The organism is Kitasatospora sp. NPDC036934, assembly GCF_055608425.1.
Genome location: NZ_JBVJQR010000002.1, coordinates 509,488 through 524,469, shown reverse-complemented (window position 1 = coordinate 524,469; position 14,982 = coordinate 509,488). Strand labels below are relative to the sequence as shown.

Sequence of the window (14,982 nt, the reverse complement as noted above, 5' to 3'; positions counted from 1 at the left end):
GGTCACGAAGCGGCCTCGAGTTGAGCCGTTCGCTGATGCGGCAACTCTAGGACGCCACCACCGACCGTCGCGCTTAATGAGCTGATAACCCCGGTTATCAAGCAAAAGATGGCTCGAGTCGCGCTGGCACCGTCACTCTCGGATCGCACCGCTCGTCGTTCGGACCAGCACCGCGGATCGCCGCCGTGCCCCACCGCCTGTCGCACCGAGAGGAAGCGCCCCATGAGCCTGACCATGCCGACCGCCACCGTTGAGGGCATCCAGCTGACCGTGACCCCGTTCCGCCCGGACGCGGTGATCGGAACGATGGCACTGCCGACCCTCTTGCAGCTCGTGCCCTCCCCGAAGGCCGAGGAGGACACGAGGGCCCTGAAGTACGCCTCCGGCACCCTGCGCCGGCACGCCGAGGTGCGCGCGCTGGTTCAGCGGATGCTGAAGGCATCCCAGAAGGGCCGGAACGTCGTCTCGTACGCCTCCTACATCGCTTCCGGGATCAACGGTGACCACGGCTGCGCGTGGTCGACCCCGCCCATCACCCTGTGGCTGGACGGACACCCCGGAGCCGTGAGCGAGGAGCTGGTGCCCGGCAGTGGCATCCGTACCGTCACCGTCCTCCCGGGATCCCCCGTCGTTGCCATCGACGGCGAGACCCAGGTCACCGCTTGGCACGAGCTGTACGACAACCCGGAGCGCTTCGGAACCACCTACCAGAAGCTGAGCGCCGTCCGGGTGCCGTTCGAGATGTACTTCGGCCTGAGCGTCGAGGACGCCCGGCAGATCTTCTACGACCGCAACGTCGAGGGCGTCCCCGTCGCCAAGAACCTGGCCATGTCCATGGACCAGCGCGACATCGGCACCCAGCTCGCCCACCGCGTCGCGAGCACCGTCAAGATCGAGCACGACGGGAAGATCATTCCTTTCGCCAAGCTCGTTCAGGCCCGCAAGCGGCAGCTGACCAAGACCGATCCAGAGGTGGTGACTCTCTCCGCCCTCCGGGCGCTGGTGATCACCAGCCTGCACGGGCGGCGCGGGCTCGGGCTGTCGTCCGCGACCGTGCACGAGGACGCCCTGCCCGCGGGCGTCACCACCGAACACATCGAGCAGCAGCTCGTTCCGCTGCTCTCGCGGCTCATCGCCCGGCTCTACCCGCACTTCGCCTCCCGCAGCGCCGTTTCCGCCCCGGCCGTGCTGGCCGGCCTCGGCGTCGCCGCTCACCAGGCCACCAGCTGGGCCGCCTCCGGCCAGCAGCTCACCGAGGACCAGCTGACCGCCCTGCTGGACTCCGTGCGCTGGGAACGCGACGCCCGCTTCTGGGACGGCATCGCCGCCAGCGCGAATGCCGCCGGCGTCCTGAACTTCGGAGGCGGCGCCAAGGACGCCGGCGGTCGGGTCGCCGACGCCCTGCTGCACCCCGACACCGAGTACGGTCGCAAGGTTCGCGGCTGGTAATAGGGTTGCCAGTCCAGGAAGTTGAGACGGATCCTCACGGGATAAGGGGCACGGTGTGAGTGAGATTGCCAAAGCGGTAGCCGCGCTTGAGGAACAGGCCGCCGAGGCTCGCGAACTTCGACAGACCCTCGAACGCATCGAGGCCGAGGTCGACGCACATCTGGACGACCTTCGCGGCATCGGCAGTGCGATCCTCGACCTCCATTTCGACCTTGACAACCAGATCGCCGAGCACGACTACTCGGCTGTCGAGCAGGCGGTCGGAACCCTCGGGGGCCTCGTGGACGTCGCAGAGATCCTTCCCAAGATCGACGCCGTCTTGCTGCTGACCGCGCTCCTGGAGGGCACGCCCACCCCCGATCTTACGGTGCCGATCGAGCTGTTCAATGCTGGGGAAACGCCTGCCTTCGAGCACCCGCGGCTGACCCAGGAGGACCTCGACCGCCAGTTTCAGAACGAAATGGCCGACTGGTCGGAACCGGACGAGCAGGACGACCGATGGGCCGAGGACCACCGGAGCGCCGAGCAGGAGGCCATCCGTAACCGTGCCCACAAGGCCGGCCTGCACCTGATGGAGCTCTTCGACCACATCGGAGACAACCTCTGGCCCGAGCTCATCGAGTCAGTCGAGACCGGGCGGCGCGACGACGCGGTCCACGCGCTCGCAGCCGTCGCTGCAGCAGCGCGAGACGCACGGCCTGCCTACAAGCTGTACGAGGTCAACCTGTCGTTCCAGTACGAGGCAGACCCGTCATCGCTCGGGGCGATGGGTGAGTTCCTGTCCGATTTCGAGACCTGGCTGTTTTCGCAGAAGGACTCGTAGAGGCACCTCACCCATCGCATGACCAGGCGATAGGTGAGGTGCCCCGCATGGCACCCCGAGCCTCCGTCCTACCGGCCAGCATGCCTCGGACTGCTTCCCGGTTGACGCCAACGCTGACGCCAACCGACCCGAACGGTGGCGTCCGACGGCAGCCGTCCACGGACGGCAGAATCACCCAAACTGGGGCATCTCGCCGCCCCGGCTTGGCCTGAAAAGCGGAAGGTCGCCGGTTCGACCCCGGCCCTGGCCACATAGTCTGACCAGGCACGATGCCCTCGAAGCAGCTCGCTTCGGGGGCATTCTTGTGTCTGTTGACGCCAACGGCACAGCGGACGTCACCGGTTCCCGGCCCCGGTCCACCTGCTGATCAACCGCGTCGGACTCGCCGAGGGCCAGGTCGCCGAGCCGGACAAGGCCCAGGCGATCGCGCGACTCCAGCGGTTCTGGACCGAGGGCCTCGTCAGTGGCATCGGGTGGGCGGCCACGGACGCGGAGCCCGTCCGTCCCATCGCACCCGTCGGCCGTACCGGCGCCCGGGTTTCCGGGCGGCTGTCGGCCTGGCGGTCCTGGGCGCCTCCGTGGCCGTGGACACGAGCCCCTGGTACCTGCTGGTCAACCGCAGCGCCGGCCGGGTGCTGGACGACCACGGCTGCGGGAACACGGGGGCTCCGGCAGCAGCGCCACGCCCACAGAGCCTGCGACCGGCTTCGCCCCGACGGGATGGGGCCGTGCCCATCCGCTCGACGGAAATTCTCCTTCCCGAGCGGCAACCTTTCCGGACGCGGCGGCAACTGACGGGAGATCGGGGCCGAGACGGGCCCCCGGAGCCAGAAGGACAAGCCTTTGCCAGATCAGAACCGCGCTCATCGCCGCCGCCCGGCAACCCGCCGCGTGCTCGCCGCCGCCGTTGCCTTCGCCGCCGTGGGTGCCGCCGTGCCGCTGGTGGCTCAGGCCGCGTTCACGTCGAACTCCGGCACGCCGCCCACGCTGGGCGCGGCGGCGGCCGGCAGCGGCCGCTACTTCGGCACGGCGGTGGCCGCGGGCAGGCTCGCGGACTCGACGTACTCCACCATCCTCGACCGGGAGTTCAACGCGATAACCCCCGAGAACGAGATGAAGTGGGACAGTACCGAACCCTCCCGGGGCTCGTTCAACTTCGGCCCCGCCGACGCGATCGTCGACCATGCCGCCGCGCACGGCCAGAAGATCCGCGGCCACACCCTGGTCTGGCACTCCCAGCTGCCCGGCTGGGTCGGCTCGATCAACGACGCCAACACCCTGCGCAGCGTCATGGACAACCACATCACGCAGGAGATGACCCACTACAAGGGCAAGATCTACGCCTGGGACGTGGTGAACGAGGCCTTCGCCGACGGCCCCAGCGGCCAGCACCGCAGCTCGGTGTTCCAGAACGTGCTGGGCAACGGCTTCATCGAAGAGGCGTTCCGCACCGCCCGGCGCGTCGACCCCGGGGCGAAGCTCTGCTACAACGACTACAACATCGAGAACTGGTCCGACGCCAAGACCCAGGGCGTCTACGGCATGGTCAAGGACTTCAAGTCCCGTGGCGTGCCGATCGACTGCGTCGGGTTCCAGAGCCACTTCGGCGCGGGCGGCCCGCCCGCGAACTTCCAGACCACGCTGTCGAGCTTCGCCGCGCTCGGCGTGGACGTCCAGATCACCGAGCTCGACATCGCCCAGGCCCCCGCGAGCGCGTACACCGACACCGTCCGGGACTGCCTCAACGTCGCCCGCTGCACGGGCATCTCGGTGTGGGGCATCCGCGACAGCGACTCGTGGCGCGGCGGTGAGAACCCGCTGCTGTTCGACGCCGGTGGCAACAAGAAGCCCGCCTACGCCGCAGCGCTCACCGCCCTCGGCGGCAGCAGCGGTGGCGGCGGCACACAGGGCGGGGGTATCAACTCCGGCACCGTCTACTCGCTCTCCGCGGCGGTCGGCGGACGCGTTCTGGACGAGCCCGCCGGGCAGAACGGCAACGGCACCCCGCTTCAGGTGTGGGACGCCAACGGCGACGCGGCCAACCAGCACTGGCGCGCCGACCGCAACGGCGACGGCTCCTACACGTTCACCAACCTCGCCAGCGGCCGGGTCCTCGACGAGCCCGGCGGCCGGACGGCCAACGGCACGAAGCCGCTGGTCTGGGACTCCAACGGCGGTGCCAACCAGCACTGGCGCGCCGACCGCAACGCCGACGGCTCCTACACCCTGATCAACGTCGCCAGCGGCCGGGCACTCGAACTCCCCGGCGGCCAGAGCGCCAACGGCACCTCCGTCCAGATCTGGGACTCCTGGGGCGCCGCCAACCAGCACTGGAACCTCGGCTCGTCCGCGCCGACGGGCGGCGGCACCTGCACCCTCCCGTCGACGTACCACTGGTCCTCGACGGGCGCGCTGGCGCAGCCGGCGAACGGCTGGGCCGCGGTGAAGGACTTCACCGACGTGGTGTACAACGGCAAGCACCTGGTCTACGCGTCGAACGTGAACGGCTCCTCGTACGGCTCGATGATGTTCAGCCCCTTCACGAACTGGTCGGACATGGCCTCGGCCCCCCAGACCGGGATGAGCCAGGCCGCGGTGGCGCCGACGCTGTTCTACTTCGCGCCGAAGAACATCTGGGTGCTGGCCTACCAGTGGGGCCAGTGGCCGTTCGTCTACCGCACGTCCAGCGACCCGACCAACCCCAACGGCTGGTCCGCGCCGCAGCCGCTGTTCACCGGCAGCATCCCCAACTCCGGCACCGGCCCGATCGACCAGACCCTGATCGCCGACGACCAGAACATGTACCTGTTCTTCGCCGGTGACAACGGCAGCATCTACCGGGCGAGCATGCCCATCGGGAACTTCCCGGGCAACTTCGGCTCCTCCTACACCACCGTCATGAGCGACTCGGAGAAGAACCTCTTCGAGGCCCCGCAGGTCTACAAGGTCAAGGGCCAGAACCAGTACCTCATGATCGTCGAGGCCCGCGGCGCCAACGAGCAGCGCTACTTCCGCTCGTTCACCGCCTCCAGCCTGAACGGCTCCTGGACCCCGCAGGCCGCCAGCGAGAACAGCCCCTTCGCGGGCAAGGCCAACAGCGGCGCCACCTGGACCGACGACATCAGCCACGGCGACCTGGTCCGCGACAACCCCGACCAGACCATGACCATCGACCCCTGCCACCTGCAACTCCTCTACCAGGGCAAGTCCCCCACCGCGACCGGCTCCTATGACCGACTGCCGTGGCGGCCCGGCGTCCTCACCCTCCAGCGCTGACCCCGCCCGGCCCCACGGTGATCGCGATCGGGTAGCCGACGGCAGTCCCCGGCCCTGGCCACGACCAGCGAAGGCCCCGGAGAGTCCACTCTCCGGGGCCTGCTGCGTACCCGAACCCAATTACCCCGCCGGGCAGTTGGGCGGGCCGTCAGGCCAGCCGGCCGGTGAGCCAGTCGGCGGTGGTGGGGAGCCAGTCGGGGAGGGCGGTGCCGAGCAGGTGGTTGCCGTGGGGGACGAGGAGCAGTTCGGCGTTCGGGGCGTGCTCGGCGAGGACGGTGGCGTTGGTGACGCCGGGGATCCGGTCCTCGCCGCCCTCGACCACCAGCAGCGGGAGGGTGATCGTCGGGGCCAGGGCGGTCAGGTCGAGCCGGTCGGCGAAGGCGCGGGCCGCCTCCGGGCCGCCGCAGCGCTGGACCAGGGTCTCGGTGACGAACGGGGGCAGGGCGTCCCAGTCCAGCCGGTACGGGCCGCTGACGGTCACGGCGGCCCGTAGCCGCGGCTCGTGGGCGGCCGCCTTCGCCGCGTAGTGGCCGCCCATGCTGAGGCCGACCACGGCGGTGCTGGCGAGGTCCAGGCCCTCGTGGGCCGCCAGCGCGTCCAGGGCCCGGCCCACCACCCGGTGGTAGTCCGGCTCCGGCGCGCTCCCCGCCGCCAGGACGCCCTGCCCCGGCCCGTCCATCGCCAGCACGGCGACCCCGCGGTCCAGCAGCGCCCCGGTCAGCAGGTGGAACTCCTCCTTGGACGAGTCCATGCCCGGCACCACCAGCACCACCGGGACACCCGCACCGCCGTCCGCCGCCGGCCGGCGCAGCCAGCCCGCGAAGCCCTCGCCCTCGACCCGCCGGGCGTCCGGCTCCAGCAGCGCCAGCGAGCGCCGCATCGCGTCGTCGGCCTCGGCGGCGAGCCGGGCGGCGGCGGCCCGGTCGGGGTGCGGCAGCAGTCCGGCGGCGTGGAACCAGCGGGCGGCGCGGCGGTAGCCGGTGCCGGCGGTGACCGTACGGCCCTCGGCGGCCGCGCGCCCGGCCTCGGCGAGGTACCGCCGACCGACGGCGCCGAAGGCGGCGGGCCAGTCCAGCAGGGAGGTCAGCGGGGCGGTCGCCCGGTCGTACTCGTAGAGGTCGAGTCCGGCGCCGTGGGCGCGCGGGCGGACCAGTTCGACGAACTCGGGCAGCAGACCGGGGGTTTCGAAGAACGACACGGCAGGAGTTCCTTTCCGGAAGGGAGGGTTCAGGCGACGGTCAGCACGGCTTTGCCGCGGATCCGGCGGTCGCGCAGGTCGGTGAGGGCGGTCGCGGTCTCCGCCCAGGGCGCGACCCGGCCGATCTCCGGGGTCAGCCGACCGGCCACCGCCAGGCGCACCAGGGTGGCCAGGTCCTCGCCGTACGGGACGTCCGAGTCCGCGTAGTGGAAGTGCCGCAGGGTGGCCGACTCGGGGCCCTTGAAGAAGTCGAAGAAGTCCAGCGTGACGGGCGTCCGGGAGGCCTGGCCGAACCAGACCAGGGTGCCGCGGCGGGCCAGCCGGGCCAGCGCCGCCGGCAGGTTCGCACCCCCGGTGGACTCCAGCACCAGGTCGTACGGGCCGCGCACCTCCGCGAGGTCGTGCACCACCTCGGCCGCCCCCAGCTCCGCCAGCCGACGGCCGCGCTCCGGCGAGGCGGTGACCACCGTCAGCTCGGCCCCCGCCGCCGCGGCCAGCTCGGTGAAGTAGTGCCCCACCCCTCCGGACGCCCCGGTCATCAGCACCCGCCGCCCGGCCACCGCCCCCACCGTGCGCAGCAACCGCAACGCGGTCAGCCCGGCCAACGGCAACGCCGCGGCCCGCACGGCGTCCAGGCTGTCCGGCAGCTCGGCCAGCGAACCGGCGGGCACGCACACGTACTCGGCCCACCCACCCGCCGGCGGGTGGGCGACCACCCGCCGGCACACCGCGGGCCCCGACCCGTCGGCGGCGGCCTGCACCACCAGCCCGGCAACGTCCTTCCCCGGCCGCCACCAGGCCCCGGGCGCCTCCAGCTGGAAGGTCTCCCCCCGGTTCACCGAGAACGCCTCCACCTTCACCAGCACCTCACCCGGCCCCGGCCGCGGCTGCTCCACCTCCGCGAACCGCACCGGCTCCGCCGCGTCCCCCGTCGCCACCAGCGCCTTCATCCCCGCACTCCCTCCACTCGCCATGCCCCCACCCCACCGCCCCCGCCACCAACCGGTCCAACAACCGACCAGGACCACCGACAACCACCAGCTGTCGCCCCCACCCAGGCGAGAGGCACAAGCTGTGAAAGGGCCGGTGGAGAGGCGCCGCGCAGAGGAGACGCGTTGCGAAAGGGGCCGGTGCAGAGGGAGATCACCACACACCCCCGCACCCCCACCCCTTCCCGCACCCACCCCCCACCCCCGCACCCCCACCTACCTCCCCCACCCCCACCTCCCACCCGCCCCAGGCGAGAGGGACGCGCTGCGGGAGGGGGCGGTGGAGGGGGTGGGTGCGGAGAGGGGCGTGACGGGTGATTTTCAGACCGCCAACGACGAGCACCCCGCGCGATGAGGGTCGGCGGTCCGAAAATCACCCAGCCCCCGGAGCACCCACCCCCGGAACCGCCCCCGGAACCACCCACCCTCCCGAAAGCCCCCCACACAACAACAGCCCCCCGCAGCACCCCCCTACCGCTCCGAACCCCCCGCTAAGGTGCCCCCCGTGGATCTGGATCTGGGACAGGTACGAGCCTTCGTGGTCACCGCCGAAGAACTGCACTTCGGCCGCGCCGCCACCCGCCTGGGCATCAGCCAGCAAGGCCTGTCCAAGCGCGTGGCCCGGCTCGAGGCGGCCCTCGGCACGAGGCTGTTGGAGCGGGACCCCCGGGGCGTGGGCCTGACCGGTGCGGGTTCGCGGTTCCTGGGGCCGGCCCGCCGGGTGCTGTCGCAGGGGGACCTCGCGGTGGCGGCCGTCCGCGGGACCGGGCGGCCGTTGCGGATCGACGTCTGGGGCCACCTGTACGCACCGATGCGCACCCTCGCCCAGGCGGTGGACGCCGCCCCGGGCCTGGACGTGGAGCCGGTGCCCGGGCGCGACCTGCCGTCGGTCGCGGCGGCGCTGCTGCGCGGGGAGTCGGACGCGGGCTTCGGCCGGGTGCACGCCCTCCCGGACGGCGCCGACGCGGGCCTGACGCACCGCCTGGTCCGGCTGGAGCCGGTGGACGCCCTGCTGAGCGTCGACCACCCGCTGGCGGGCCGTGACGCCCTGGCACCGGCCGAGCTGCGCGGCAGTGTGCTGCGCTACCCGGCGGCGGTGGACCGCCTGGACTTCCTGACCCGTTTCGCCGCCCGGTTCGGTGTCGCCGACCGGGTCGGTTCGACCAATCTGGGCCTGGAGCACTTCCTCGACCAGGTGGCCGCCGATCCGGGCTGCTTCTCGCTCGTCCCCGCCGACGGCCCGCTGCCCGACCGTCCGGGCGTCCGCACCGTGCCGTTGGTGGGCCCGACCCCGCTGTACGCCTGGTCGCTGCTCTGGCGGACCGACCGGGACGCCGACCGGGACGGCCAACTGGACGTCCTGCTGAGGGCGTTCACCGCCGAGGCGGCCCACTGCCGATGGCTGGAGTACGACCCGGCCCGGGACTGGCTCCCGGACGCCGACGAGGCCGCCCTCCACCCGTGAACCCACGCACTGGGGGAGCCGCCCCGCCCCGCCCCCACCACGTCCCCGCCCGGCACGCTCAGTTGGTGCGGACCCACTGGTCGGTGGTGCGTTCCACCGAGCCGTCCGCGCCGTACGCGGTGTAGTTCTTCACCCCGGCCCCGGGCTTCGCCATGACGGCGTACCAGTGGAGCACGGAGTCCCCGACCGGGATCGGCGCCAGCTCGGTGGTGTCACCGGTGTCCCAGGTGATCACGATCTTCGCGACCTCGGGCCGTTCCGCGCCGATCACGACCGGCGGGAGACCGGTCCTGGCCCGGTCCTTGAGGCCCAGTGAGGCGCTCAGGCCGCCGACCCCGCCGGTGAACGGTCCGCGCGGCTCGGCGAGGGAGTACAGGACGTCGTCCGGCTGCCGCTTGCCGTCCACGGTGTAGTAGAGGTTCGCGATGTCGCAGTGCGGGACCCAGTTGCCCTTGCTGTCCCGGGGGATCAGCGACTTCAGGTCGGAGCCGGCCGCGAGGCGCTCGACCTGCATCAGCTTGTCCTGCTTGATGGCGTCCTGCTCGGTGGCCGGGCTCGGCCACTCGGCGACCCAGGCCTCCCAGGTGTGGCCGCTCACGGTGGTGCCCCCGGCGATCCTGGCCCGCATCGGGGTGAACGGGTCCCGCGGGGCCCCGCTCGGGCCGGCCGAAGGGCTCGTGGACGGCGTCGCCGTAGCGGTGGCACCGGTGGACGGCGCTCCCGGAACCGGCGCCGAGGACCCGGGCGAGGCCGCCGGAGCGGCCGTGGACGGCGACGCGGCCACGGCGACCACCGCACCGCCCGCCCCGCGCCCGTACCCCCCGAAGGCGGCCCCCGCCCCGCCGACCCCCACGACCATCGCCGCGACCGCGACCGCGGTCAGCAGCCGTCGGCGCCGCAGCCGCCGCCGTCCGCCGGCGACCAGCCGCTCGTACGGCACCGGTCCGGTCTCGACGCTCTCGGCCAGATCGCCCAGCTCCCACGAGACGGCGGCCTCGGCGGCCCGCACGTCCTCGTCCTCGGGCATGGACTGCGTGTTCATCTGTTGCCTCCGATGCTGGTCAGTCCGTGGAGTGAGGAGGCTTCGCGCAGCTTGGCCAGTCCCCTGGCGGCCTGGCTCTTCACCGTGCCGACCGAGCAGTCCATCGCCGCCGCGGTCTGGGACTCGCTGAGGTCCTCCCAGTACCGCAGGACGACGGCCTCGCGCTGGCGCGGCGGCAGGGCGGAGAGCGCGGCGAGCAGCACGGCCCGGTCGTCCGGGTCGGGGCCGGTCGGGGCGGGCCGGTCGGGCAGGACTTCGACCAGGTACTCGGCGGGTCTGCGCCGGAACCGCCGGGCGTGCTCGTTGATCAGGATGCGGCGTACGTAGGCGTTCGGGTCGTCCGCCGCCCGGACCTTGTTCCAGTGGACGTAGGCCCGTTCCAGCGCCTGCTGGACCAGGTCCTCGGCGCCGTGCCGGTCCCCCGCGAGCAGGTACGCCGTGCGCAGCAGCCGTGACCACGCGCTGCCGGTGAACTCCCGGAACTCTTCGTCCCGGGCGGCCTTCTGGGCTCCCATGAGCACCTCCTCGCCCTCCAGAGTCCGTAACCCCCGCCGATCGTTGCCCGGCGTCCGTGATCCGGCATTCGCGATCGGCCGCCGGCGGCTGTGACACTGGAGGAGCTCGAAAACCGAGGTGCGCTCCACCGTGCCTCCTTGCGAACCTAGAGGGATGCCCGCAGTGAGTTCTCCCGCAGTCCAGTCCGCCTCCGTTCCCGCCGAGGGTCCCGGAATCGGTGAGCTGGCCGCCCGCCTTCCCGAGCTGACCCTGCGCGACGAGGTGCGGATCGGGCGCCGGCTGGAGGGGGCCCGCAGGGTCCGCAAGCCGGAGGCCCGGCAGAAGGTCGCCGCCGAGATCGCCGCCGACATCGACCGTGCCGAGCTGCTGGTCGCGCAGCGCCGGGGCGCCGTACCGAAGATCACGTATCCCGCCGAGCTGCCGGTCAGCCAGAAGAAGGACGACATCCTGGCGGCGATCCGGGACCACCAGGTGGTGATCGTCGCCGGTGAGACCGGTTCCGGCAAGACCACCCAGATCCCGAAGATCTGCCTGGAGCTGGGCCGCGGCGTCCGAGGTCTGGTCGGCCACACCCAGCCGCGCCGGATCGCCGCCCGTACAGTGGCGGAGCGGGTCGCGGAGGAGCTGGACACCCCGCTCGGCGAGGCGGTCGGCTGGAAGGTCCGGTTCACCGACCAGGTCGGCCAGGACACCCTGGTCAAGCTGATGACGGACGGCATCCTGCTGGCGGAGATCCAGACCGACCGGGACCTGCGCCAGTACGACACCCTGATCATCGACGAGGCGCACGAGCGCAGCCTCAACATCGACTTCCTGCTCGGCTACCTCAAGCAGCTGCTCCCCCGCCGCCCCGACCTCAAGGTCGTGATCACCTCCGCGACCATCGACCCGGAGCGCTTCGCCCGGCACTTCGGCGACGCCCCGGTCATCGAGGTCTCCGGCCGCACCTACCCGGTGGAGGTCCGCTACCGCCCGGTCGTCGACGAGGGCGACGACGAGCAGGACGAGAACGACCGCGACCGCGACCAGATCCAGGCGATCTGCGAGGCCGCCCAGGAGCTGCAGGACGAGGGCCCGGGCGACATCCTGGTCTTCCTCTCCGGCGAGCGCGAGATCCGCGACACCGCCGACGCCCTCACCAAGCTGAAGCTCCGGAGCACCGAGATCCTGCCGCTGTACGCCCGGCTCAGCTCGGCCGAGCAGCACCGGGTGTTCCAGCGCTCCAACAGCCGCCGGATCGTGCTGGCCACCAACGTGGCCGAGACCTCGCTGACCGTCCCCGGCATCAAGTACGTGATCGACCCGGGCACCGCCCGGATCTCCCGCTACAGCCACCGCACCAAGGTGCAGCGGCTGCCGATCGAGGCGATCAGCCAGGCCAGCGCCAACCAGCGCAAGGGCCGCTGCGGCCGCACCTCGGACGGCATCTGCATCCGGTTGTACTCGGAGGAGGACTTCCTCTCCCGCCCGGAGTTCACCGACGCGGAGATCCTGCGCACCAACCTGGCCTCGGTGATCCTCCAGATGACCGCGGCCGGCCTGGGCGACATCGCCGCCTTCCCGTTCCTGGACCCGCCGGACTCCCGCAACATCAAGGACGGCGTGCACCTGCTGCACGAGCTGGGCGCGCTCGACCCGGAGGAGAAGGACCCGCGCAAGCGGCTGACCGGGCTCGGCCGCAAGCTCGCCCAGCTCCCGGTGGACCCGCGGATGGCCCGGATGGTGCTGGAGGCGGACAAGAACGGCTGTGTGCGCGACGTCATGGTGATCGCCGCCGCGCTGTCCATCCAGGACCCGCGCGAGCGCCCCGCCGAGAAACGCCAGGCCGCCGACGAACGGCACCGCCGGTTCACCTCGGAGACCTCCGACTTCCTCTCCTACCTGGCGATGTGGCGCTACGTCCGGGAGCAGCAGAAGGAGCTGTCCTCCTCGGCCTTCCGCCGGATGTGCAAGTCGGAGTTCCTCAACTACCTGCGGATACGGGAGTGGCAGGACGTCTACACCCAGCTGCGCACCGTGGCCAAGCAGTTGGGCGTCACGATCGAAGAGCCGCATCCGGACGCCGAACCGGACGCGGACCGGATCCACCAGTCGCTGCTGGCCGGACTGCTCTCCCACATCGGCCTGTTCGACGTGGAGAAGCGCGAGTACGGCGGTGCCCGCGGCGCCCGCTTCGCGGTGTTCCCGGGCTCCGGCCTGTTCAAGAAGCCGCCGCGCTGGGTGATGTCGGCCGAGCTGGTGGAGACCTCCCGGCTGTGGGCGCGGATCAACGCGAAGATCGAACCCGAGTGGGTCGAGCCGCTGGCCGGGCACCTGATCAAGCGCAGCTACAGCGAGCCGCACTGGGAGAAGAAGGCCGGCGCGGTGCTGGCGTACGAGAAGGTGACCCTCTACGGGATGCCGATCGTCGCCCAGCGCAAGGTCAACTACGGGAAGATCGACGCCGAGCTCTGCCGCGAGCTGTTCATCCGCAACGCGCTGGTCGAGGGCGACTGGGAGACCCACCACAGGTTCTTCGCCGAGAACCGCAAGCTGCTCGGCGAGGTCGAGGAGCTGGAGAACCGGGCCCGCCGCCGGGACATCCTGGTGGACGACCAGACCCTGTTCGACTTCTACGACGCCCGGCTGCCGGAGGAGATCGTCTCCACCCGGCACTTCGACTCCTGGTGGAAGAAGGCCCGGTACGAGCAGCCGGACCTGCTGAACTTCGAGAAGTCGATGCTGATCAACGACGCCGCGGACGGCGTCACCGAGGCCGACTACCCGGACCACTGGCAGCAGGGCAAGCTCCGCTTCAAGCTGACCTACCAGTTCGAGCCGGGCAGCGACGCGGACGGCGTGACCGTCCACATCCCGCTGCCGGTGCTCAACCAGGTCACCGCGGAGGGCTTCGACTGGCAGATCCCGGGGCTCCGGGAGGAGCTGGTCACCGCGTACATCAAGTCGCTGCCCAAGGCGATCCGGCGCAACTTCGTGCCGGCCCCGGACTTCGCCAAGGCGGCGCTGCGGGCGGTGAAGGACCGCCGGGAGCCACTGCTGCCGGCCTTGGAGCACGCCCTGAAGCGCCTGACGGCCGTCACCGTGCCGCCGGAGGCCTGGGACGACGAGCGGGTGCCGGAGCACCTCAAGGTGACCTTCCGGGTGGTGGACGGCAAGCGCCGGCTGGCCGAGTCCAAGGACCTGGAGGAGCTGCGGCTGAAGCTCAAGCCCAAGCTGAAGGAGACGCTCTCCTCGGCGGCCTCCGGCCAGGGCATCGAGCAGGGCGGGCTGACCGCCTGGCCGGCCGGTCTGCCGGTGCTCCAGCGCACCTTCGAGCAGCGCTCCCGCGGCCACTCGCTGCGCGCCTACCCGGCCCTGGTGGACGAGGGCGCCTCGGTGGGCGTGAAGCTGTTCGACACCCCGGAGGCCCAGGAGCGGGCGATGTGGGAGGGGACGCGCCGGCTGCTGATGCTGACCACCACCTCCCCGGCCAAGTCGATCCAGGGCCGGCTGGGCAACCAGGCGAAGCTGGCGCTCTCGCACAGCCCGCACGGCTCGATCGCCGCCCTGTTCGAGGACGTGATCGCCGCCGCGACGGACCGGCTGATGGCCCTGGCCGGCGGCCCGGCCTGGGACGAGGCTGCCTTCGGCAAGCTGCACGACAAGGTGCGGGCGGACCTCTACGACCTCTCCGCGGACACCACGCTGAAGACGGCCACCGCGCTGATCGCCTTCCACAAGGCGTCGACCCGGCTGAAGGCGGTGAGCAGCCCGGTGCTGCTGAACGCCGTGAACGACGTCCGGCTGCACCTGGCCTCGCTGGTGCACCCGGGCTTCGTGACCGCCACCGGCTGGCAGCGGCTGCCCGACCTCAAGCGCTACCTGCTGGCAGTGGACCGCCGGCTGGAGGCGCTGCCCAACCACCCCCAGCGGGACGCCCAGCAGCTGCTGAAGGTCCAGCAGGTCCAGCAGGCGTACGGGGAGCTGCTGGCGGCGGTGCCGGCCGGGCGGCAGCCCTCGGCGGAGGTGCGGGCGATCCGCTGGATGATCGAGGAGCTGCGGGTCAGCTTCTTCGCCCAGGGGCTGGGCACGCCGAGCCCGGTCTCGGAGAAGCGGATCATGAAGGCGATGGAGGCCGCCCGGGCGTCCCTGTGACCCCGGCGGCGCCCTGAGCTGCGGGTGCGCGGTGGGCCTTCAGGAGCCAGTTCGACCTGGGGGCCCACCATGGGCTACAGTCTGTCTTGT

Annotated in this window: 9 protein-coding genes; 5 read left to right on the top strand and 4 right to left on the bottom strand. The window is 71.6% G+C overall.

Going from position 1 to position 14,982, the window contains the following annotated elements:
* Window positions 1-222: 222 nt before the first annotated feature.
* The 3 genes from ACZ7BZ_RS05080 to ACZ7BZ_RS05070 all read left to right on the top strand — a co-directional run bounded on the left by ACZ7BZ_RS05080 (window position 223) and on the right by ACZ7BZ_RS05070 (window position 5,548).
* Window positions 223-1,449 (top strand): DNA sulfur modification protein DndB, encoded by a 1,227-nt coding sequence (locus ACZ7BZ_RS05080; RefSeq protein ID WP_470357146.1) that lies wholly within the window; start codon window positions 223-225, stop codon window positions 1,447-1,449.
* A 55-nt stretch (window positions 1,450-1,504) separates the two neighbouring features.
* A complete protein-coding gene (locus ACZ7BZ_RS05075) occupies window positions 1,505-2,272 on the top strand; it encodes a hypothetical protein (RefSeq protein ID WP_470357145.1) in 768 nt (255 codons plus the stop codon).
* A gap of 891 nt (window positions 2,273-3,163) precedes the next feature.
* On the top strand, window positions 3,164-5,548 hold the full coding sequence (locus tag ACZ7BZ_RS05070) for a non-reducing end alpha-L-arabinofuranosidase family hydrolase (RefSeq protein WP_470357175.1): 2,385 nt from the start codon (window positions 3,164-3,166) through the stop codon (window positions 5,546-5,548).
* A 148-nt stretch (window positions 5,549-5,696) separates the two neighbouring features.
* Here ACZ7BZ_RS05070 and ACZ7BZ_RS05065 read toward each other — a convergent pair whose 3' ends face one another.
* Complete coding sequence (locus ACZ7BZ_RS05065) at window positions 5,697-6,746, bottom strand: alpha/beta hydrolase family protein (RefSeq protein ID WP_470357144.1); 1,050 nt, start codon at window positions 6,744-6,746, stop codon at window positions 5,697-5,699.
* A gap of 29 nt (window positions 6,747-6,775) precedes the next feature.
* A complete protein-coding gene (locus ACZ7BZ_RS05060) occupies window positions 6,776-7,696 on the bottom strand; it encodes a zinc-binding dehydrogenase (protein ID WP_470357143.1) in 921 nt (306 codons plus the stop codon).
* 544 nt (window positions 7,697-8,240) lie between these two features.
* On the opposite strand from ACZ7BZ_RS05060, the gene ACZ7BZ_RS05055 reads away from it, so the two are divergent.
* On the top strand, window positions 8,241-9,200 hold the full coding sequence (locus ACZ7BZ_RS05055) for a LysR family transcriptional regulator (protein WP_470357142.1): 960 nt from the start codon (window positions 8,241-8,243) through the stop codon (window positions 9,198-9,200).
* Window positions 9,201-9,258: 58 nt separating this feature from the next.
* Here the strand turns inward: ACZ7BZ_RS05055 and ACZ7BZ_RS05050 are convergent, their stop codons facing one another.
* Entirely contained in the window at window positions 9,259-10,242 is a 984-nt protein-coding gene (locus tag ACZ7BZ_RS05050) for a hypothetical protein (protein WP_470357141.1), read from the bottom strand.
* Window positions 10,239-10,757 (bottom strand): SigE family RNA polymerase sigma factor, encoded by a 519-nt coding sequence (locus ACZ7BZ_RS05045; protein ID WP_470357140.1) that lies wholly within the window; start codon window positions 10,755-10,757, stop codon window positions 10,239-10,241. The genes ACZ7BZ_RS05050 and ACZ7BZ_RS05045 overlap by 4 nt, the downstream gene beginning before the upstream one ends.
* 154 nt (window positions 10,758-10,911) lie before the next feature.
* On the opposite strand from ACZ7BZ_RS05045, the gene hrpA reads away from it, so the two are divergent.
* Complete coding sequence (hrpA, locus tag ACZ7BZ_RS05040) at window positions 10,912-14,892, top strand: ATP-dependent RNA helicase HrpA (protein ID WP_470357139.1); 3,981 nt, start codon at window positions 10,912-10,914, stop codon at window positions 14,890-14,892.
* The last annotated feature ends 90 nt before the right edge of the window (window positions 14,893-14,982 follow it).